The 20578-nt window shown below is 39.4% G+C and carries 21 protein-coding genes; all 21 read right to left on the bottom strand.

What is annotated here, in order from left to right:
• Window positions 1–9: 9 nt before the first annotated feature.
• The 21 genes from TY11_RS05785 to upp all read right to left on the bottom strand — a co-directional run bounded on the left by TY11_RS05785 (window position 10) and on the right by upp (window position 20211).
• On the bottom strand, window positions 10–1011 hold the full coding sequence (locus TY11_RS05785; RefSeq protein ID WP_042143833.1) for an ABC transporter ATP-binding protein: 1002 nt from the start codon (window positions 1009–1011) through the stop codon (window positions 10–12).
• A gap of 8 nt (window positions 1012–1019) precedes the next feature.
• Window positions 1020–1973 carry an ABC transporter permease gene (locus TY11_RS05790; RefSeq protein WP_042143835.1) on the bottom strand — a complete coding sequence of 318 codons (954 nt, stop codon included), beginning with the start codon at window positions 1971–1973 and terminating at the stop codon, window positions 1020–1022.
• 1 nt (window position 1974) lies between these two features.
• Window positions 1975–2907 (bottom strand): ABC transporter permease, encoded by a 933-nt coding sequence (locus TY11_RS05795; RefSeq protein WP_042143838.1) that lies wholly within the window; start codon window positions 2905–2907, stop codon window positions 1975–1977.
• Window positions 2908–3002: 95 nt separating this feature from the next.
• On the bottom strand, window positions 3003–3839 hold the full coding sequence (locus TY11_RS05800; protein ID WP_197025062.1) for a serine hydrolase: 837 nt from the start codon (window positions 3837–3839) through the stop codon (window positions 3003–3005).
• Window positions 3832–4656: a D-aminopeptidase DppA gene (dppA, locus tag TY11_RS05805; protein WP_042143844.1), complete on the bottom strand. Its 825-nt coding sequence runs from the start codon at window positions 4654–4656 to the stop codon at window positions 3832–3834. Before dppA ends, TY11_RS05800 begins: the two co-directional genes overlap by 8 nt.
• A 597-nt stretch (window positions 4657–5253) precedes the next feature.
• Complete coding sequence (gene murA, locus TY11_RS05810) at window positions 5254–6564, bottom strand: UDP-N-acetylglucosamine 1-carboxyvinyltransferase (protein ID WP_042143845.1); 1311 nt, start codon at window positions 6562–6564, stop codon at window positions 5254–5256.
• 35 nt (window positions 6565–6599) lie between these two features.
• Complete coding sequence (locus tag TY11_RS05815) at window positions 6600–7316, bottom strand: YwmB family TATA-box binding protein (RefSeq protein ID WP_042143848.1); 717 nt, start codon at window positions 7314–7316, stop codon at window positions 6600–6602.
• A 102-nt stretch (window positions 7317–7418) separates the two neighbouring features.
• The gene (locus TY11_RS05820) at window positions 7419–7649 is read right to left on the bottom strand and encodes a DUF1146 family protein (protein WP_042143850.1); all 231 of its coding nucleotides are present in this window, start codon (window positions 7647–7649) and stop codon (window positions 7419–7421) included.
• 585 nt (window positions 7650–8234) lie between these two features.
• On the bottom strand, window positions 8235–8636 hold the full coding sequence (locus TY11_RS05825; RefSeq protein ID WP_042143852.1) for a F0F1 ATP synthase subunit epsilon: 402 nt from the start codon (window positions 8634–8636) through the stop codon (window positions 8235–8237).
• A gap of 88 nt (window positions 8637–8724) precedes the next feature.
• Window positions 8725–10116 carry a F0F1 ATP synthase subunit beta gene (gene atpD / locus TY11_RS05830; protein WP_042143854.1) on the bottom strand — a complete coding sequence of 464 codons (1392 nt, stop codon included), beginning with the start codon at window positions 10114–10116 and terminating at the stop codon, window positions 8725–8727.
• A 33-nt stretch (window positions 10117–10149) separates the two neighbouring features.
• Entirely contained in the window at window positions 10150–11007 is an 858-nt protein-coding gene (atpG, locus tag TY11_RS05835; protein WP_042143856.1) for an ATP synthase F1 subunit gamma, read from the bottom strand.
• A gap of 100 nt (window positions 11008–11107) precedes the next feature.
• Complete coding sequence (gene atpA / locus TY11_RS05840) at window positions 11108–12619, bottom strand: F0F1 ATP synthase subunit alpha (RefSeq protein WP_042143859.1); 1512 nt, start codon at window positions 12617–12619, stop codon at window positions 11108–11110.
• An 18-nt stretch (window positions 12620–12637) separates the two neighbouring features.
• A complete protein-coding gene (locus tag TY11_RS05845; RefSeq protein WP_042143862.1) occupies window positions 12638–13183 on the bottom strand; it encodes a F0F1 ATP synthase subunit delta in 546 nt (181 codons plus the stop codon).
• Window positions 13180–13695 carry a F0F1 ATP synthase subunit B gene (gene atpF / locus TY11_RS05850; RefSeq protein WP_042143863.1) on the bottom strand — a complete coding sequence of 172 codons (516 nt, stop codon included), beginning with the start codon at window positions 13693–13695 and terminating at the stop codon, window positions 13180–13182. Before atpF ends, TY11_RS05845 begins: the two co-directional genes overlap by 4 nt.
• Window positions 13696–13819: 124 nt before the next feature.
• A complete protein-coding gene (atpE, locus tag TY11_RS05855; RefSeq protein ID WP_042143865.1) occupies window positions 13820–14032 on the bottom strand; it encodes a F0F1 ATP synthase subunit C in 213 nt (70 codons plus the stop codon).
• Window positions 14033–14122: 90 nt separating this feature from the next.
• Complete coding sequence (gene atpB, locus TY11_RS05860; protein WP_042143867.1) at window positions 14123–14845, bottom strand: F0F1 ATP synthase subunit A; 723 nt, start codon at window positions 14843–14845, stop codon at window positions 14123–14125.
• 17 nt (window positions 14846–14862) lie between these two features.
• The gene (locus TY11_RS05865) at window positions 14863–15237 is read right to left on the bottom strand and encodes an ATP synthase subunit I (protein WP_042143869.1); all 375 of its coding nucleotides are present in this window, start codon (window positions 15235–15237) and stop codon (window positions 14863–14865) included.
• Window positions 15234–15458: an AtpZ/AtpI family protein gene (locus TY11_RS05870; protein WP_042143871.1), complete on the bottom strand. Its 225-nt coding sequence runs from the start codon at window positions 15456–15458 to the stop codon at window positions 15234–15236. Before TY11_RS05870 ends, TY11_RS05865 begins: the two co-directional genes overlap by 4 nt.
• A gap of 466 nt (window positions 15459–15924) precedes the next feature.
• Entirely contained in the window at window positions 15925–18153 is a 2229-nt protein-coding gene (locus TY11_RS05875; protein WP_052345760.1) for a S8 family serine peptidase, read from the bottom strand.
• Window positions 18154–18417: 264 nt separating this feature from the next.
• Complete coding sequence (wecB, locus tag TY11_RS05880; RefSeq protein WP_042143874.1) at window positions 18418–19533, bottom strand: non-hydrolyzing UDP-N-acetylglucosamine 2-epimerase; 1116 nt, start codon at window positions 19531–19533, stop codon at window positions 18418–18420.
• 48 nt (window positions 19534–19581) lie between these two features.
• The gene (upp, locus tag TY11_RS05885; RefSeq protein WP_042143876.1) at window positions 19582–20211 is read right to left on the bottom strand and encodes a uracil phosphoribosyltransferase; all 630 of its coding nucleotides are present in this window, start codon (window positions 20209–20211) and stop codon (window positions 19582–19584) included.
• Window positions 20212–20578: the final 367 nt, after the last annotated feature.

Consider the following 20578-nt stretch of genomic DNA (forward strand, 5'->3'; position numbering starts at 1 on the left):
CCCTTATTCCTAATTTGTGACCATGGTGGCCAGTAGTTGTTTTGCCCGTTCATCTTGTAACCAGCAATCCACAGAGTGAGAATCGCTTATGGTCGTAGAGCCCGGGTATATTTTATTACACACCTCCATCGCCATTGGACATCTTGCTGTAAATGGACATCCTTTGGGAGGTGAGAATAAATCAGGTGGTGTTCCTTCAATTGGCTTTAACTTTCCTTTTGTATCCAATCGGGGAACGGAATTTAGTAATCCTTTTGTGTACGGATGTTGCGGTTTATAAAATATCTCCCGCTTGTCACCTGTTTCGATAATTTTTCCTGCATACATAACAGCAATCCGGTCGGCAATTTTAGCGACCACACCTAAGTCATGCGTAATGAGGATAATTGATACACCCGTTACATCCTGGATTTTTTCAAAAAGTTCTAGGATTTGGGCCTGAATCGTCACATCCAGTGCTGTTGTTGGTTCATCAGCTATCAGTAGCTCAGGCTCACAAATTAGTGCTATTGCAATAACGATACGTTGGCGCATTCCACCACTAAATTGGTGTGGATATTGCTTCATTCGTTCTTCTGGATTAGGAATCCCAACAAGATCCATCATTTCCAGTGCACGTTTTTTTGCTTCCTTTTCAGTGACTTTCCGGTGTTGTTTCAACCCTTCCATTAGCTGTGTGCCTATGGTCAAGGTTGGGTTGAGTGCTGTCATTGGATCCTGGAAAATCATTGAAATATCAACACCCCGGATGGAGCGCATCTTTTTTTCCTGTAATCTTGTTAAATCCTTGCCTTTAAATAGGATCTTCCCACCGCTAATTTTCCCGGGCGGGTTTGGGATAAGCCCCATAATCGCATTGGAGGTAACACTTTTTCCACATCCAGATTCTCCTACGATTGCGAGTGTTTCTCCTTTATTTAGATGGAAGTCGACACCTCTTACTGCTTGTACGGTACCCCCATAGGTCGTGAAGGTAACGTGTAGGTCTTTTACTTCGAGAATTTTTTCCATCACTCCACCTACTTTCTTAATTTCGGATCCAGGGCATCCTGTAATCCGTCCCCTAAGACGTTAAAGGCAAACATCGTAAAGGATATGAAAAATGCTGGGAAAAACAATGTCCACCAGTTACCGGATAGTATTGCTCCTAAGGAATCATTAGCCATGACGCCCCAACTTGCATTTGGTGACGATATTCCAAGCCCGATAAAGCTTAGAAAGGCTTCTGCAAATATTGCGGAAGGTACGGTTAACGTCATTTGCACGATAATTGGCCCCATTGTATTCGGTAAGAGACCTCTCCGTATAATCCGTGGTGTCTTTGTTCCAAACGATTTCGATGCGAGGACATATTCATAGTTCTTTATCTGCATGACCTGCCCCCGCACAATCCTGGCCATGCCGACCCATCCCGTAACGGTCAGGGCAATAATAATCGTGGATAAACTTGGTCCCAACACAACTAGAAGCAAGATAACTACTAGCAAATAGGGGATACCATATAAAATCTCAATTATACGCATCATGACATTATCCGTGCGTCCACCTTTATATCCGGAGATTCCTCCCCAAATAATTCCAATTGTCACATCAATTAATGCCGCCATAAACCCAACAAACAGGGAAATTCTCGCTCCGTACCAAGTACGTGTAAAAACATCGCGACCTGCATTATCGGTCCCAAACCAATGTTCAGCAGATGGTGGTTGGTATTGTTTAGATAACACTTGTGTATTCGCATCATATGGTGACAAGATTGGACCGAAAATTGCCATCAGGACTAATAGAATTAAAAATACTAATCCCGACATGGCTAGGAAATTTTTTCTTAAACGTCGCCATGCATCTTTCCAGTAGGAGAGGGATGGCCTTGCTACTAATTCCTGCTCTTTGATGTTTTTTTTCCGCCATGTAAACCATTCATCTGGTACATTGTTTCGATTGTAATTCTGGGGATTCTGATTTGGCTTCATACTACTCCCCTTCCTTCTTGGTCACTTTGATTCTTGGATCTAATATTCCATATGCAATATCCACTAGGAAAAGCATGACGATTAAGAATGCACTATAAAACACGGTTGTTCCCATAATAACTGGGAAATCCCGATGGTTAATACTTTCCACAAAGTATTTCCCCATGCCTGGTATCGCAAAGATTTGCTCAATTACAAACGATCCCGTCATGATACCAGCAAGTAATGTACCCATGATAGTAATGACTGGCATCAATGCATTCCTAAGTGCATGCTTCACAATTATTTTCCATGGGGTTAAGCCTTTTGCACGAGCCATTTTTATGTAATCCTGTGTTAATACCTCGAGCATGGTGGACCTTGTAAGTCTGGCAATGATGGCCATTGGACCGGTCGCCAAGGCTAAAACTGGCAGCACCATATGCATGGGGCTCTTCCATGTCGCAACCGGGAAAAACTCCCAATCAACCGCTAATTTCTGGATTAATAATGTTGCTAAAATAAAGTTTGGTATTGATATTCCAAGTACTGCGATTCCCATTGCCAGGTAATCAATGACACCATTATGTCGAAGCGCAGCTAGAATTCCGAGTATAATCCCGGATAGGACCGCAACGATAATCGTGACCAATCCTAGTTCTGCTGAAATTGGAAATCCTCTACCTAATAAATCATTCACTGTTTGATTTGGTTGTTTAATAGATGGACCAAAGTCTAAGGTAGCAACTGATTTTAAATAGAGAAAGTACTGGACATGGAGTGGTTTATCGAGATTGTAATGCTTCTCCAGGTTTTGCTGGACAATCTCATTGGAGTTTCCTTCACTATTAAAAGGAGAACCTGGAACCGACACCATCAGTACAAAGGTCAATGTAATGATGATCCATAGTGTTAGCACCATGATTAAAAGTTTCTTCAGAATGTATTTGAGCATTGCCTCCAACTCCTGTATTGATTTCTCATTTGAAGTACTAGTAGAAAAGCTTCTTCTGAAAATAAATTATGAAAGTGTTCTTTTGTTTATGAGATTTATTGGGTAAGATATTGATAGATTTCAAGACCCACTCTCCCGATGATTTCGGGTGATTGTAGGTCGTCTAGGCCTCTTGTTAAAACAGATGCAATGAATGTTCTTTTACCGACATAGAAAATACCTACATCATGTCGAATACCGGATACATTTCCGGTTTTATTGGCGATTTCCCATTGCTTTAGTGAGCCGATTATGGGCTCGTCTGGCTCTGGGACTTTAGCTGGTAACGAATTTCTTACTTGCTGTTTTTTCAAAATATCTATCATTTGCTCACATGCATGGGCAGATATAATTTTTCCCGTTAAGATTTTTTTGAGCATATTGGTCATGTCATGAGCAGTAATCTCATTTAATCCTTCACGTTCGACGTCTATGGTCATCATTTTATGATAAAAATTACTTTTTTCTAAACCAATATTTTTCATGGTCTGTTGGATTGCTTCCGTACCCACTAAATCAATAAGCATATTCGTTGCAGTGTTATCGCTTTGAATGATCATTAGCATAATCAAATCGTAAATCGAGATTTGAGTCCCGGGAGTCATATGCTGTAAAACGCCACTTCCCCCAACCAAATCTTCCCGTTTCAGTGTTAAGCAGTTACTGAGTGAAAATTGGTTGCGATGACTTGAGGCAAATACAGTAATCATAATTGGTATTTTGATCACACTAGCAGAATAAAATAGCTCATGTGCATTTAATTCCCATTTTTCATCGGTATCAAGGTCGTGTAGGGATATCCCCCAAGTACCACTAGCATCTTCTGTAATTTGACTGATTCGTTCCGATAGCTCTCTCATATTAATTGTTTCTCCCATTAGTTGATTACGCATATTTCGTATCATAGGCAAGTTCAATCATAACGAGGAGTGCTCGATATGCTTCTAAAATATCTTTTGCCTGATACTGAACGATCGTTGTTCCAGGGATAATTTCTGTTCCTGGCATCATATGCGCTAGTTCTGCTGCACCATAGTTTACAAATTCTATTTTGATGGTTGGATGTTCAGGTGGAACGAGTGGCTTCACATTATGTTGATTTTCAATTGCTTGTTTTACTTTTTCCTGCAAAAGTTCCCCTGCTTTTTTAGGGGTTAGACTTTTCGTTGTCGATCTAGAAACTGCTTCTTTCACAATTGCGGTGGTGACATTTGGAACAAGTGCCTCGGCTTCTTTTGCCGTTTCATCATCACCTGATACGAGTAGCAGTGGAACCCCATGGTATCCAGCCACCATCGCATTCATTCCAATCTCCCCAACTTGCAAATCATTCACATAAAAGTTTCGGACCATATGTATCATCGAATGGGACATTACTCCAGGCATCCCTGCTCTTGAGTGGTAACCAATAAACATAGCACCCGCATATGTCTCATCGATTCCATGAACCATCGAGTATGTTTTGACCCCACCAGTTATAAGCTGTGCTTCTGGATGAAGTTCGTCGATTAAGATATTATTCATCTTCATGTGGCTATCATTAACCAGTACCTCACTACAGCCAGATTTAAAGGCTGCATCAACAACATAATTCGTTTCATTAGTCATGATTTTACGTGCGCGCTCATAATTATGCATGGAAGCGCTAACAAAAGTATAATCTGGTAAACCTGTTATCCCTTCCATGTCCACAGATAAATAGAGTTTCATAGCATGTCTCCTTTGATGTTTTATGATTATTAAATTATATGTTTGGATTTCTTTCTGCATGAGTGGATGTTTGTATTGTTCTGTGAAGTGAGACAAAGGTCTGAGTACTCGAGCATTTTGAGGTTTTAAATATGTGGAGTAGTAGACATCGCTCGACTTTCTTCCCCATTAATTTCATTTTTTATTTGTTAACATTGTACCTGTTAATCCATCAAATTGCAAGATAATTTATACAATTTAATATTGTTGGAATTGAGGGAATACAAAGGAATTGTGGCGTTAGGTGGGTGTTTAACATATATTGGATATAACTTGACTGCTTGCTTAAGGGCATGGGACTAAACTATTGATAGATGTGACCGTTTGGGTTGATCATACACCCATGTTAAATAACCATGTACCTTTTAACGAAGAGGATGTACCCGATATATGGTAGCATGAAACCATTACACTGAATCATATGCCCGATCCAGAAAGAGTTTATGGTCCCATCAACCGAAAGCTTGTGCCTGATTTTGTATATCAAACTACCATAAAAGTTTTGGATAAAAAAAAGAATGGAGCCCTTACAGCACTCCACTCTATCAATCATTCGACTTAAGAAAGTTCAGCAACATAGTTAACCTTATATGGGTTAACAACATCACCATTTTCATCAACGCGTTCGATATCTGCTCCAAGGTTTGCTAATTTTCCAGCAAAGTCAACATAGCCACGATCTAAATGTTTTAGTTCGGTAACTCTCGTTAAACCTTCTGCCCGGAGTCCAGCAAGAATTAGCGCAGCCGCTGCACGTAAGTCTGTTGCAGCTACTTCTGCACCTTGAAGTTCAGATGGTCCGTCAATGATGACACTACGGCCTTCAATTTTCATTTTTGCATTCATGCGGCGGAATTCCTCTACGTGCATGAAGCGATTTTCAAATACTGTTTCTGTAATCATGCTAGTTCCATGAGCACATAACATTAGCGCCATAATTTGCGATTGCATATCTGTTGGGAATCCTGGATGTGGTAACGTCTTAATGTCAGTTGCTTTTAACACATCTGGACCGATAACTCGAATCCCATTTCCTTCTTCTAGAATGGCAACTCCCATTTCCTCTAATTTTGCAATTAGAGGTCTTAAATGCTCACTTACAGCATTTTCAATGAAAATATTTCCGCCAGTAATAGCTGCAGCAATCATAAATGTTCCAGCTTCAATACGGTCTGGGATGATGGAATGAACGGCACCATGAAGTGATTCGACCCCTTCAATACGGATTGTTTCCGTACCAGCACCAATCACTCTTCCACCCATTTTATTAATGAAATTTGCTAAATCTACTATTTCAGGTTCTTTCGCTGCATTTTCAATAATAGTTTTACCTTCTGCAAGTGCAGCTGCCATCATAATATTCTCTGTAGCTCCTACACTAGGAACATCTAAATAAATCTTTGCACCTTGTAATCTACCATCTACTGTTGCTTCAACAAATCCATTACCGACATGAACTTTTGCACCCATTGCTTCGAAGCCTTTTAGGTGTAAATCAATTGGACGTGAACCGATTGCACATCCTCCTGGCATCGCAACATTTGCATGACCATAACGAGCAAGTAACGGACCTAAAACAAGAACGGACGCACGCATTTTTCGAACATACTCAAATGGCGCTTCCGTTTTTAATTGCTTTGAAGCATCAACAACAACTGTATTATTATTAAACACTACATCAGCATTCATATTTCGTATTACTTCATTAATCGTATAAACATCAGCTAGAACTGGGACCTCATGAATAACGCTATTTCCCTCACTAGCAAGAATACTCGCAGCAATTACGGGTAGCACGGCGTTCTTAGCGCCTTCTACATAGACATTACCATTCAACTGCTGTCCGCCTCTTACAATGATTTTATCCATATTTCAAATTCTCCTTCAGATCCATTTTCCCTATATTAATATTCATTTATTAGGATAGGTGTTCCAATCAAGTATTGGACATCACCATTGCCAAGGTTTCTTGTTACAATCTGAACATTTACTGGCCTATCCTGAATGGTAATTTTCTGACCCCACCCGGAGGTATAACCATATACTATCTCTACATTTCTTGTCGAATTTATTGTGTCTCTTTGTACATTAATTTGTCGCAAATTAAGCTTTTCAGTAAAACTTTGAACTACATAATCATTTTCAATTATAGCACTAGTTCTCGTAGACATACAAGAGAATATTTTAACGTCTTTTGTAAAATATTTGTTAGTTAAATTAGACTGCATATTCCTATATATAGAAGCAACATTTTCATCCCATGAACTTCCTTTTATGGACACCACAAGTTCCGCCTGATACTGCTTTTCTTTCGGGAAAATCACATTATACATTACGTTTATATTACCCTTTTTATGAGTGTCACTAACTAAATATATAATACTGTTTTCATTCTCTTCTTTCGTGACTGAATAACTGCTACTAAAATCCTGAAGAATAACTTCTAATCGCGACGAATCCATATTTTCCTTCAACGTCACTTCCCAGCTTTCGATTTCAAGATCGCTTTCTAACATAATAATATTTGCTATATCAATAATTTCATATTGTTCATGTTCCATTGCAAAAACAGTATTCGATAATAATAAGATAATAACACTCATTACTAAGATTCTTTTCATAATAAAAATCCCCCTTGTTCAACTTATCAACAGTATGAACAAGAGAGATTCATAACATACATCTTTTTTAATAGTTTAGTAGATTCTATGTAGTCCTTCAACTTATAGAAGTAATTTTAGATCTTGTGACCATTGTAGAAACTCCAGGAAAAAGCGACTTACCCCTGTCCCTATAACAATCGTTAAAAAAAGTATTAAGATCCTTGCTTCTGTTCCTCTACCTTTTCGTATTAATGGCTCAAAATTAATGGTTTGCATTAACCGCCATGTAATATAGATGAAAAGAATATGGGAAATGATGCTCATCAGTGCAACTTGTCCAATCGATAACATTGCTAACCACCTTAATAATATAGTTTTCCTATATAAGACTGCCATTTAAACGCTATAATGTCAAATGAAGTAAGCCTTACATGGAGTTTCGACACAGGAAATGAGTTATGTATTAATATTTCGCATTTCCCGGGAAATATCGACATTGATTGAGAAGTTTGTTTGATTTTATGTTGGAAGTTAATTTCCATTATAAATATGATTGTTGTTTAATTTTTGGAATAGTAATTAATATTTTCCTTGGCAGGATTTATGTATTGTTATTAAATATTTGATTGAGGGGTGAGTTTGGTTAGAGGACTGACTTTTTACAATAATTCTAGAACATGTGCCTAACGATATATGGGGTGCTTCTATTATCTTTTATAATAACCGGTATTAATTGTGAATGTATGATACAGTCTCAATATTCATTTCAAATCTGTACCCATTTTAAAATGATGTATGAAATTCTGCCATTCTTCTTTTCAATCCTATTTCATGCGCGAAATAATGTATGAACCTTTTCCATTGCAACAACTGTATCCAAATACCCACAAAAACACAAAAAACCCCCCGCATTCCACGGGGGATTTTCAAATACAGTTATCTTGGTTGAGCAACTTCCAGACGGTTTGCTGCTCTTCTGAGTGCTAATTCTGCCCTTAGACGATCGATATGATCATCGTTTGAACGAAGGCGTTGTTCGGCACGTTCTTTTGCTTTTTGAGCTCGTGCTACATCGATATCTGAAGGTTTTTCTGCAGATTGAGCAAGGATTGTTACCTTATCTGGTCGAACCTCCAAAAATCCGCCATTAATAGCTAGCTTGTCTTCACCTGAATCACGCTTTAAGCGAACAGCCGAGATTGCAAGTGGCGCAACCAATGGAATATGCCCTGGTAAAATACCGAGTTCACCATTTTCTGCTTTACAGCTAACCATTTCATACGTATCTTCTAAAACAGGGCCATCAGGAGTAACAACACTCACAGTTAGTGTTTTCAATGTAACCCCTCCTTAGACTGGCTCCACTTCATGTAAGTCATTGACTTACATGAGTGCATAGGTGTTTACCGAGCCGAATGTCTATTTATTATTCCATGCTTTTCGCTTTTTCAACTACTTCTTCAATGCGACCAACTAGACGGAATGCGTCTTCTGGTAGGTCATCATATTTACCTTCAAGAATCTCTTTAAATCCTTTAACAGTTTCTTGTACTGGTACGTAAGATCCTGGTTGACCAGTAAATTGTTCTGCTACGTGGAAGTTTTGAGATAGGAAGAATTGGATACGACGTGCACGAGCAACCGTTAATTTATCTTCATCAGAAAGCTCATCCATACCTAGGATAGCGATGATGTCTTGTAATTCACGGTACTTTTGCAATGTAGCCTGTACTTCACGAGCAACTTCATAGTGTTCAGCACCTACGATTTCAGGGTCTAATGCACGAGAAGTTGATGCAAGTGGATCCACCGCAGGGTAGATACCTTGCTCAGAAAGTTTACGATCAAGGTTAGTTGTTGCATCTAAGTGTGCGAATGTTGTAGCCGGAGCCGGATCCGTATAGTCATCGGCAGGTACGTAAATCGCTTGGATAGATGTAACTGAACCTTTTGTTGTTGATGTAATACGTTCTTGTAATTGTCCCATTTCTGTTGCAAGTGTTGGTTGGTAACCAACCGCTGATGGCATACGACCTAGTAGGGCTGATACCTCAGAACCTGCTTGTGTGAAACGGAAGATGTTGTCGATGAATAATAGCACGTCTGCGCCTTTTTCATCACGGAAATATTCTGCCATTGTAAGACCAGTTAATGCTACACGCATACGTGCACCAGGTGGTTCGTTCATCTGACCGAATACCATTGCAGTTTTTGTGATAACACCAGAGTCCTTCATTTCGTAGTAAAGGTCATTACCTTCACGAGTACGCTCTCCAACACCAGCGAATACGGAAATACCACCGTGCTCTTGTGCGATGTTGTTGATTAATTCCTGGATTAATACGGTTTTACCAACACCGGCACCACCGAATAAACCGATTTTACCACCTTTGATGTAAGGTGCTAGTAAGTCAACAACCTTGATTCCTGTTTCTAGAATCTCAGTTTCTGTTGATAAGTCTTCATATTTAGGAGCTGCACGGTGAATTGGGTCTAAACGAATTCCTTCTGGTAATTCTGGATCCAAGTCAATTTTATCCCCTAATACGTTAAATACACGACCTAATGTAACGTCACCAACTGGTACAGAAATTGGTCTACCTAAGTTTTCAACTTGCATTCCACGTTGTAAACCATCAGTTGATGCCATTGCAATTGTACGGACAGAGTTATCACCTAGGTGAAGGGCAACTTCTAGAGTTAATGTACCTTCTACTAGTTTGACAGTTAATGCGTTATAAATTTCAGGAAGCTTGCCGTCTTCGAATTTTACGTCAACGACTGGTCCCATTACTTGAGTAACGTGTCCTAAGCTCATCGATATTTCCCTCCTAACATACTTTCATCAAGATTATTCTAGAGCGCTTGCTCCACCAACAATCTCGGTAATTTCTTGTGTGATTGCTGCTTGGCGTGCACGGTTATAGGACAAGGATAGATCATCAATAAGATCTGATGCGTTATCACTTGCACTCTTCATTGCCGTCATACGTGCAGCATGTTCACTTGCTTTTGCATCCAGTAATGACCCGTAGATAAGACTTTCAGCGTACTGTGGTAATAATACTGCTAAAATTTCTTCCTCACCTGGCTCATATTCATACTGGCTGCTTGATCCGGTAGTAGTATCCATATTTTCAATAGGCAATAACTGGTTAGTTGTAACAACTTGAGATATCGCACTAACATAATGGTTATAAATAATTACTAGCTTATCAATCTCTTGATCAGAGTACATCTGTACCGTTTCAGATGCGATGTCTTTAATGAATGCAAATGAAGGTTGGTCTGGAAGTCCGATAATGCTTTTGGCTACTGGGAAATTACGTTTCTTACAGAAGTCAACAGCCATTCTTCCAATTGCAATGACAGTATACTCGTCACTAGAGTCGTGATTTTTCTGGATTGTATTGTTTAGATGTCGCAAAATGTTCGCATTATATGCACCTGCTAAACCACTATCAGCAGTAATGGCAACATAACCTGTCTTTTTCACTTCGCGTGTTTGGAGCATCGGATGAGTTGCATCGGTATGTTTTGCAATACTTGCCACAACCTCTTGCATTTTTTCGCTATATGGAACGAATGCTTTTGCATTTTGTTCCGCTTTATTCATCTTAGATGCAGAAACCATTTCCATCGCTTTGGTGATTTTTTTCATTTTGGATGTAGAATCAATACGTTTCTTAATATCTCTAAGTGATGCCAAGCTCTTTCACCACCCTTTCGTAGCCGAGTTAAAGGGTAAAAAGCTTATGAGATTTAGGTAAACCCCTAAGCTTCTTACTCATCACTCTTAAAGGTATTTATTAATTATCAGATGTTAAAAATGTCTTTTTAAATGCTTCAATTGCACTGTTCATATCTTGAGCTTCTGGAAGGTTACCAGTGTCGCGGATTGTTGCTAGTAATTCAGGTTTATTAGAATCTAGCCATACATTGAACTCTGATTCAAAGCGTGTAACATCCTCAACTGGAATATCATCTAAGAATCCTTTTGTTAGTGCATAGATAATCATTACTTGGTATTCCACTTTAAGCGGTTTGTGTAAGCCCTGTTTTAGAACTTCTACTGTACGAGCACCACGGTTTAGTTTTGCTTGTGTTGCTTTATCAAGGTCAGAACCGAACTGAGCAAATGCTTCTAGTTCACGGTATGAAGCAAGGTCTAGACGTAGAGTACCAGCTACCTTCTTCATCGCTTTAATTTGTGCGGAACCACCAACACGTGATACGGAAAGACCTGCGTTGATCGCTGGACGTACTCCAGAGAAGAATAGGTCAGATTGTAAGAAAATTTGTCCATCTGTGATGGAGATTACGTTTGTTGGAATGTATGCAGAGATATCTCCTGCTTGTGTTTCAACAAATGGAAGTGCAGTTAGTGAACCAGCACCAAGTGCGTCACTAAGTTTAGCTGCACGCTCTAGTAAACGTGAGTGTAAGTAGAATACATCCCCTGGGAATGCTTCACGACCTGGAGGACGACGAAGTAATAGGGAAAGCTCACGATATGCTGATGCTTGTTTAGATAAGTCATCATATACAACAAGTACGTGTTTGCCATTGTACATGAATTCTTCACCCATTGTTACACCCGCATATGGTGCTAGGTATAATAATGGAGCTGGGTCAGATGCACCTGCAGCTACAACGATTGTGTAGTCTAATGCACCATAACGGCGGAATGTTTCCACTGTTCCACGAACAGTAGATTCTTTTTGACCAATTGCAACATAGATACAGATCATGTCTTGGTCTTTTTGGTTTAGGATTGTGTCAACTGCAACTGTTGTTTTACCAGTTTGACGGTCCCCGATGATAAGCTCACGTTGCCCACGACCAATTGGTACTAGTGCGTCTATCGCTTTAATACCAGTTTGAAGTGGTTCATGAACTGATTTACGATCCATAACTCCTGGAGCTCCGGATTCGATTGGACGAGATTTAGACGTTTCGATTGGCTTACCACCATCAATTGGTTGTCCTAATGGGTTAACAACACGACCGATTAGTTCCTCACCTACTGGTACTTGCATGATACGTCCTGTACGACGAACCTCGTCGCCTTCTTTAATCTCAGTGTACGGTCCAAGGATAATGATACCGACGTTAGACTCTTCCAAGTTTTGCGCCATACCCATAACACCGTTTGAGAATTCAACAAGCTCTCCAGCCATGACATTGTCAAGACCATGAGCACGTGCGATACCGTCACCAATTTCAATAACTGTACCGACGTCACTTACTTCAATATCTGAATCGAAATTTTCGATTTGCTGTTTGATCAGTTTACTGATTTCTTCAGCTTTGATGCTCATACCATTTCACCCCTATCATCAAATGTTCGCAAGTTTAATATTTTGCTCAATACGGCGTAGTTTTCCAGTAATTGTTCCATCATAAATGGTGTTACCCATACGAATCTTCACACCACCAACAAGACTTGGGTCTACTACATTGACAAGCTTGACAACTGATTTATTCAAACGCTTTGCGAATGAAAGTTCAAGGTCAGCTCTTTCGGCATCGGATAACTTACGAACAGAATATACTTTACCTTGTGCAACTCCGCTAGCGTTGTTTACAAGCGCTTCAAAAGCATCGACAACTTCGGATGTAATTCCGACACGATGACGTTCTACAAGAATTTTCAATGTGTTCAACACATCTTTTGATACTCCTGTAAAAACTTCCTCTAAAAAGTTGCGCTTTTTCTCGTTTGTAACACGTGGATGTGCTAGGAATGCTTGTAGTTCTTTGTTTTCTTGGAAAACTTGTTTTACAACACGAAGTTCTTCTAGCAAGTCATTTAAAGTTGCTTTTTCACTTGCTAGTTGGAAAAGAGCATCTGCGTAACGTTTTGCAACTACTGCTTCACTCATCGCTCTTCTCCTACCTCTTTAATGTATTCGTTGATCAATTTCTCTTGATCTTGTGCACTCAATTCTTTCTCAATAACCTTACTTGCAATAAGAACAGATAAGGACGCAACTTGTTCTTGAAGTGCTTGAAGTGCTTTTTCTTTTTCGTTTTGAATATCTTGTTGTGCTGATTTCTTGATGCGTTCTGCTTCTTGGCGTGCTGACTCGATAATATCTTGTTCTTGCTTCACACCAGCAGTTTTAGCATCTTCTATAATTTTTTGTGCTTCTAATTTTGTTTGCTTTAATTGTTCTGTAGCTTCTTTTGCTGCTTTTTCAGCTTCTTGTCTTGAGTTTTCTGCAGCTTCGATTTCACTCGCTACATATTCTTCACGCTTTTTCATCATATTCATTACTGGACCCCAAGCGAACTTACCAACTAGGAAAAGTAATAATAGGAAGAAGAAAAGCTGTACTAACATGTCTCCACCGTGAAATCCACCAAGTGATGCGTATATAGTGAATGCTTGCACTCGAATTCACTCCTTTCAACCTGATTCAATCTTCTAATCAATATGGTTCATTTCTTACTCAGGTAAAAACAACGGCGAAGTTTTATTTGACATCTTCGCCATGTTAACATGAATATACTCTTAATTAGTTACCCATTACCATTAATGCGATAACTACCGCGATGATAGGCATAGCCTCTACTAGACCTACACCGATGAACATTGTAGTTTGAAGTTGACCTTTAAGCTCAGGTTGACGAGCGATTCCTTCTACTGTACGACTAACGATCATACCGTTACCAATACCTGCACCAAGTGCTGCTAAACCTACTGCTATTGCTGCTGCTAAAGCTCCCATAATATAAAATCCTCCTTAAAATGTATAAATAATTTTTTTAATAATTTCCGGTTTTAACAGTTTACTATTAAAACTGGTTAATTAATGAGATTAATGTTCTTCACTAACTTTATGCGAAATGTATACCATTGAAAGCATTGTGAAGATAAATGCTTGGATACCTCCGATAAATATAGAGAATCCTTGCCATGCTAAGAATGGAATTGCTCCACCTATGAATCCCCATACTCCAGTCATTGTAAGTCCTACTAATAATGATAGTAAAACCTCACCGGCATATAGGTTACCAAATAGACGAAGACCTAGAGTCAACGTATTGGCAAACTCTTCAATAAGTTTAATTGGGAATAAAAACGGTAGTGGTCGGAAATAATCTTTGACATATTCTTTTCCACCACGTAGTTTAATTCCATAAAAATGAGATAATAGAATTACCATTGCTGCTAGTGTCAGGGTAATACCAGGATCTGCTGTTGGTGATTTCCACCAAACATCACCATTGTATACTCCGTTAGTTATAACACCAAGCATATTTCCTACTAAAATGTAAGTAAATAGTGTTAGTGCTAATGGTAAAAATAGCTTACCAGTCTTCCAATCCATTGTGTCATTTACGATTCCTTTAACAAAATCTAGAATCCATTCCATGACGTTTTGAGCACCAGTTGGTTTCATTTGTAACTTTCTAGCACCTAGCACGGATAGGACAAATACGATTAATGAAGTTACGATAATCATAAATACATTCGACAAATTGAAATCGAGCCAACTTATTCCAAAGACGTCGTGTACTATCGGCGCCCCATGATCCATACTTATTCACCCCTCTTTCAAGCGCTGTCCTTATTTTTGTTCATAAAAAAATCTATCATAATGACTAAGTAGGAAGTCATTAATCCAATTATAACGGCAATCACATTAAAGTATTCTTCGTAGCGAAGAGCTATGATAATTGCTAAACTTGCTGCGGCGAATCTGGATATCATCCCTATTCCTCGTGGTTTCTCACTTTTAGCGACTGCTTCTGTAAATTCAATTGTTTTCTTTTGTAATAGATAAAGGTTATAGAAGCTAATGGCACTTCCTAATAGTAGCCCGAGGAAAACTTGTAAATAAGGAGTAAATCCTGCCCCAAGTACGAGAATTGCTAAAAGGTAAAACATCCACTTACGCTGACGGGCATATTGATTTTCGTTGTTGGTCATTCCTTATAATCTCCCGTTTCCGTGAATTTCCTAACAGTTGTTACCATTCCATAGATTCCTGCAGCTAGTCCTAACAAAAGCCCAATTATTGTGAAAATTGGCTTTAGAGATACTAGATTGTCGACCCAGCTACCAAGGAATATTCCTAGAATCGCTCCACCTGCTAAATTAGCAGAAACCGCACTTGCTAACACAATTGCATGATGTGGTTTTTTCCCCATAATTTTCACTCCTCTTCCAAGAGTTCATTGGGGACAAAGTTAATAGGAGAGGTCCATTAACTAACACTATGTAAGATATAAAAATTGTACACAGTTATGCAGTTAAATGAAAACCTTATCATTCATTCCACACTAAGTCAGTTTACATTAGCCCACCTTTGTTTGTCAATTGAATTCCTTGTAAATTTGACATATTTCATGCATTCCATTTTTTGTATATAAAAATGACGTTTCAGAATGCTTTAAAACTGAATATTCCTATATCATTATATAGGATTCATGCGGGTGAAATGGTGACATTTTTGTGAACATGATTAGGTTTGGAAATTGCTAATTTGATAATAAGAAGGACTACCGTTTTAGGTAATTGTATTGTCGAAAAAAAACCAGGCAGCTATTGGTGTGCTACCTGGGCTAGTAGTTGTTCTCTTATGCGTTACCCGATATGTGCTCGGTTGTATGTTCACTACAGTTCTGGACTTATAACTAACTCCGTTTCATAACTCTCATATGTGCCATCCTCTAGCTGCAAGGTGATGATTGCTAAGTATCTACCCGGTTTACCAATATCCCTCTTTTTTATATATCCTTCATTCATTCCTACTTGAGTGTCCTCTATACGAAAGAGTGTCCGGTCAAAAAGTAGTGTATGTGGATCATAGAGCTCTACCTCAACGCTTCGATTATCTTCTGTTACATATAAACGGTAGACAAACTCGTCTTTCGAGAATGGTTTTAGCGTAAACTCAAAACCAGTTGCTTTTGGGTAATCTGCTGTTTCGTTAATATATAGGTATGGTAGATGATACGTTTCCCCTTCAGAGCTTAATTCAAGCCAACCTTGGTGAATTCCTTTTTCCATTTGAGGTGATGTAATGCTTAGTTCAACTGGGATTTCAACTTTTTCACCTGCATCCACTTTAAAAGGAAGAGGTAGATTCCAGCTCACTCCCTGATGTTTCGACGGGATATTAAATGAAAATTTTCTTGGTTTTTTAGAAGTATTCTCAATGGTTAAATTAACTGTTTGCGTTTTTCGGTACTCATTAATTTTTCCAAACGTTAGTGATGGATTGTAAATGATGGTAGGTGTATCAATGGCTTGCATTGGATCCACCTTTCCCATTCCCTGTACGATTGGCTCTGCTGGTTGACCTTTTTCGTCAGCAATTCTTTGTGCAGTTGTTTTCAGTGCACCGAAAATTTGTTCATTGGTCCAGTTTGGTTTTGCTTCCTTGATGAGGGCAATGACACCTGCTACATGTGGTGACGCCATGCTTGTCCCTTGTAGTGGCATGTAACCGCCGGGGACGGTACTTAAGATGTTTGTTCCAGGAGCAAGTACATCTGGTTTTATTTCCCAGTTAACCGTCACTGGCCCCCTTGAACTAAAGGTAGCAATTCCGCTACTCTTTTTTTCATAGATTGTTTCGATATATGGATGACTTTGGTCAGAAGCAAATTGCACTAGCCATTCTCCATCCTCTTTAGATACTGAAACCACTGGTATGGTTATAGGTTGTGACTGGTCATGGATGGCACCTTGAAATATGCCTTCCTCATTATTGTAGATGATTGCGGCGATGGCTCCTTTATCCTCTGCTTCCTTTGCAAGTTCATAGAATGGGACCTCTCCCCTTTTGATGAGAGCAATCTTCCCTTCTAGTTCTGTGGTTTTTCCCGTTGCAATTTTGTAGTCCATAGCTAGTTCCCAAGGGACGGAGCCTACCATCGGTAAAATAAGTATTTTTTTATCCGAAAAGGAGTCGTATAACATAGGGACTGTTTGAGAGTTAGCAAAAGCTCCGACCGCTAATGCTTTTGTTGCGGTTGCTGGAGCCCCGACTGTCCAATTATCCGGACCACTATTTCCATTGGCAATGACCACTGCCACCCCCAGTTCTGCTGCACGATTTACTGCAACACTTGTTGGATAGTCAGGTCCATTGACAGAATTTCCAAGTGAAAGATTGATAATATCCACCCCATCTTCCACCGCTTGTTCCATGGCGGCAATTACCTGGACAGAAGTACCACTTCCGCCTGGTCCAAGTGCACGATAAGCACGAATTTTCGCATCGGGCGCTACCCCTTTAAGGCTTCCATTTGCAGCAATAATTCCTGCGACATGACTCCCGTGGTTGGTGGGCATTCCTTCTGTTTCCAAGGTTTCCATTGGGTCATCATCTAAATCGACCAAGTCATACCCGCCTTCGTAATTCCCCTTCAAATCAGGGTGGGTGTGATCAATACCTGTATCTACTACTCCAACTGTAATGCCTTTTCCAGTGTATCTCGTATTATTCAGAGTGGATGGCAGTACAATATCTGGATTACCTTTCATGACATCTTCGACAGCTTTAGCGGGCTCCTGATACAAGTTGGTTTTATTAAATGAATTGGATTGGTATGTTTGAACTGTGTGTACGGCTTTAACAAAATCCAGGGTTCCCATTTTAGCTAAATCATTGGGTGATCCTTGTAGTGCTAAGCCGTTAAATAGTTTGTTGTATGTAGCGATTACGGTGATAAATGGATGATAGGTTTCTATATACTTCTTATGTTCTAGTGGATTACCCTCTACTTCGATGATAATGGATTGGTGATTGTCTTTGTCTTTAGCTTGGACAGGGCTTTGGATTGTAAATGTCATGATTATGGTGAACACAAGTATAGCTAATCGTAAGTAACGCACACAAACTCCTCCTTAGCTATTAGCATCTGTATTTTTTATTGGAATGATACATGAATATCTCATAGCTTGGTATTTTATTTATGTTAGGAGAATGCGTGTTACTTTGATTAATCCAAATGATAGATTAGTTGGACTACATCTGATTGGACATAATTTTTCCTCCTATTCAATCTAAGGTAAAAATAATGACTACAAATTGATAAACTATGTACACCAATTTGTAGTCATATATTTGTGAAACAGAATATGGAAGTCTCTATTTTATTATTTGTTAAAGTATTCCGCTATGGCATCGGCAATTCTACGTGATGCTTCTCCATCACCGTATGGGTTGGATGCTTTCGCCATTTTGTCATGTGCTTCTTGGTTGGATAAAAGTTCATCTGCTAGCTTAAAGATGGTGTCCTCGTCCGTTCCTACAAGTTTTAATGTTCCAGCTTCGATACCTTCTGGACGTTCCGTCGTGTCCCGAAGCACAAGAACTGGTACTCCTAATGATGGCGCTTCTTCTTGCACACCACCCGAATCGGTAAGAATTAAGTGGGCATGTGCTGCAAAATTATGGAATTCCACTACATCAAGCGGTTCAATGAGCTGAATACGGTCATCGTTTCCTAAGATCTCATTGGCAGTTTCTCGAACAACTGGATTTAAATGCACTGGATATACGATTTGAATATCTTGATGTTTTTCCACCAATCGCTTGATTGCTCGGAACATTTGCTTCATGTTCGTTCCTTGATTTTCACGACGGTGGGCAGTCATTAATACAAGCCGCTTCCCTTTAATTCCATCCAATATTGGGTTGGAGTAATTTGAAGCAACTGTTGTTTTCAATGCATCAATCGCCGTATTACCTGTAACATAAATGCTCTCTTCTGGTTTATTTTCATCCAACAAATTTTGCTTTGACTTTTCCGTTGGTGAAAAATGCAAGTCCGCCAGTATCCCGGTAAGTTGGCGATTCATTTCTTCAGGGTATGGAGAGAACTTATTCCAAGTACGAAGACCAGCTTCTACATGCCCCAGTGCAATTTGGTTGTAGTAGGCTGCTAAGGATGCAGCAAATGTTGTACTTGTATCCCCATGAACAAGCACGATGTCAGGTTGTGTTTTTTTCATCACTTCATCCAGACCTTCAAGGACACGTGTCGTAATTTGTGCTAATGTCTGTTTTTGCTTCATGATGTTTAGGTCATAGTCTGGTGTAATATGGAATATCTCTAAAACTTGGTCTAACATTTCACGATGTTGAGCCGTTACCGTTACAATCGGTTCAAATTCATCTAATCGTTTTTTCAATTCCAGAACAAGTGGAGCCATCTTAATTGCCTCTGGTCTTGTCCCGAAAATCATCATTACTTTGATGCGTTTTGGCACCATTATCACTCCGATTATTCTATTTACACCTGACATATTGGATGTAGCTTACTTTGTCCCAAATAAACGGTCACCAGCATCTCCAAGACCTGGCACGATATAAGCATGATCATCTAATTTTTCATCCAGTGCAGCTAAATAAATATCGACATCCGGATGTTGTTCTTTGATTACCTCAACACCCTCTGGTGCTGCGATTAAGCACATCAAGCGAATATTCTTCGCACCACGATTCTTCAGGGATTGGATTGCATCATTAGCAGAACCTCCAGTTGCAAGCATCGGGTCAATTACAATTAACTCACGCTCATGGATATCTGAAGGAAGCTTTATGTAATATTCAACTGGTTTCAATGTTTCTGGATCACGGTATAATCCAACATGTCCAACCTTTGCAGCAGGAATTAATTTCAACATTCCGTCCACCATACCAAGTCCTGCACGTAAAATCGGAACAAGCCCGATTTTCTTACCAGCCAATACTTTAGTTGTTGTAGTTGTAACTGGTGTCTCAATTGTCGTTTCTTCTAGTGGTAGGTCACGAGTAATTTCAAATGCCATTAGCATTGCAACTTCATCTACTAACTCACGAAATTCCTTTGTTCCCGTACTTCTATCTCGGATAAATGATAATTTATGTTGGATCAACGGATGATCTAAAACATGTACATTTCCCATTTAGCGATCACTCCTTATCGAATTGGTTACATCTTTAAAATTGTACTGAAAAAATGGGACATATTCAAGGTAGAGGTATGAAAAGTTGGGAAAGTTTAATAGGATGGGGATGATTTTGCAATATGAAGATTGAACTTGTGCCTGATTTGGTGGAGGATGGGACCAGGGGATTTGAGTTTGTGCCAAATTGTGGGAGGCATAGGACCGGGAGACTTGAGCTTGTGATTGATTGTGAGAAGCATGGGACTGAGAGACTTGAGCTTGCACCCAAAACAGAGATGGATGTGACCGGTATACTCGTGCATGCGCCGAAACCTTAGAACCCTGTAACCGGTAAACTTTAACTTGCCCTCAGACTTAATAATCG

The sequence above is a fragment of the Paucisalibacillus algeriensis genome, assembly GCF_000577245.1.
Lineage (GTDB): Bacteria > Bacillota > Bacilli > Bacillales > Amphibacillaceae > Ornithinibacillus.

What these genes read in the sequence shown, in the direction of transcription:
- TY11_RS05785 (WP_042143833.1), bottom strand. Translation starts at nt 1,011, where the DNA reads ATGGAAAAAATTCTCGAAGTAAAAGACCTACACGTTACCTTCACGACC.
- TY11_RS05790 (WP_042143835.1), bottom strand. Translation starts at nt 1,973, where the DNA reads ATGAAGCCAAATCAGAATCCCCAGAATTACAATCGAAACAATGTACCA.
- TY11_RS05795 (WP_042143838.1), bottom strand. Translation starts at nt 2,907, where the DNA reads ATGCTCAAATACATTCTGAAGAAACTTTTAATCATGGTGCTAACACTA.
- TY11_RS05800 (WP_197025062.1), bottom strand. Translation starts at nt 3,839, where the DNA reads ATGCGTAATCAACTAATGGGAGAAACAATTAATATGAGAGAGCTATCG.
- dppA (WP_042143844.1), bottom strand. Translation starts at nt 4,656, where the DNA reads ATGAAACTCTATTTATCTGTGGACATGGAAGGGATAACAGGTTTACCA.
- murA (WP_042143845.1), bottom strand. Translation starts at nt 6,564, where the DNA reads ATGGATAAAATCATTGTAAGAGGCGGACAGCAGTTGAATGGTAATGTC.
- TY11_RS05815 (WP_042143848.1), bottom strand. Translation starts at nt 7,316, where the DNA reads ATGAAAAGAATCTTAGTAATGAGTGTTATTATCTTATTATTATCGAAT.
- TY11_RS05820 (WP_042143850.1), bottom strand. Translation starts at nt 7,649, where the DNA reads ATGTTATCGATTGGACAAGTTGCACTGATGAGCATCATTTCCCATATT.
- atpD (WP_042143854.1), bottom strand. Translation starts at nt 10,116, where the DNA reads ATGAGCTTAGGACACGTTACTCAAGTAATGGGACCAGTCGTTGACGTA.
- atpA (WP_042143859.1), bottom strand. Translation starts at nt 12,619, where the DNA reads ATGAGCATCAAAGCTGAAGAAATCAGTAAACTGATCAAACAGCAAATC.
- TY11_RS05845 (WP_042143862.1), bottom strand. Translation starts at nt 13,183, where the DNA reads ATGAGTGAAGCAGTAGTTGCAAAACGTTACGCAGATGCTCTTTTCCAA.
- atpE (WP_042143865.1), bottom strand. Translation starts at nt 14,032, where the DNA reads ATGGGAGCTTTAGCAGCAGCAATAGCAGTAGGTTTAGCAGCACTTGGT.
- atpB (WP_042143867.1), bottom strand. Translation starts at nt 14,845, where the DNA reads ATGGATCATGGGGCGCCGATAGTACACGACGTCTTTGGAATAAGTTGG.
- TY11_RS05865 (WP_042143869.1), bottom strand. Translation starts at nt 15,237, where the DNA reads ATGACCAACAACGAAAATCAATATGCCCGTCAGCGTAAGTGGATGTTT.
- TY11_RS05870 (WP_042143871.1), bottom strand. Translation starts at nt 15,458, where the DNA reads ATGGGGAAAAAACCACATCATGCAATTGTGTTAGCAAGTGCGGTTTCT.
- upp (WP_042143876.1), bottom strand. Translation starts at nt 20,211, where the DNA reads ATGGGAAATGTACATGTTTTAGATCATCCGTTGATCCAACATAAATTA.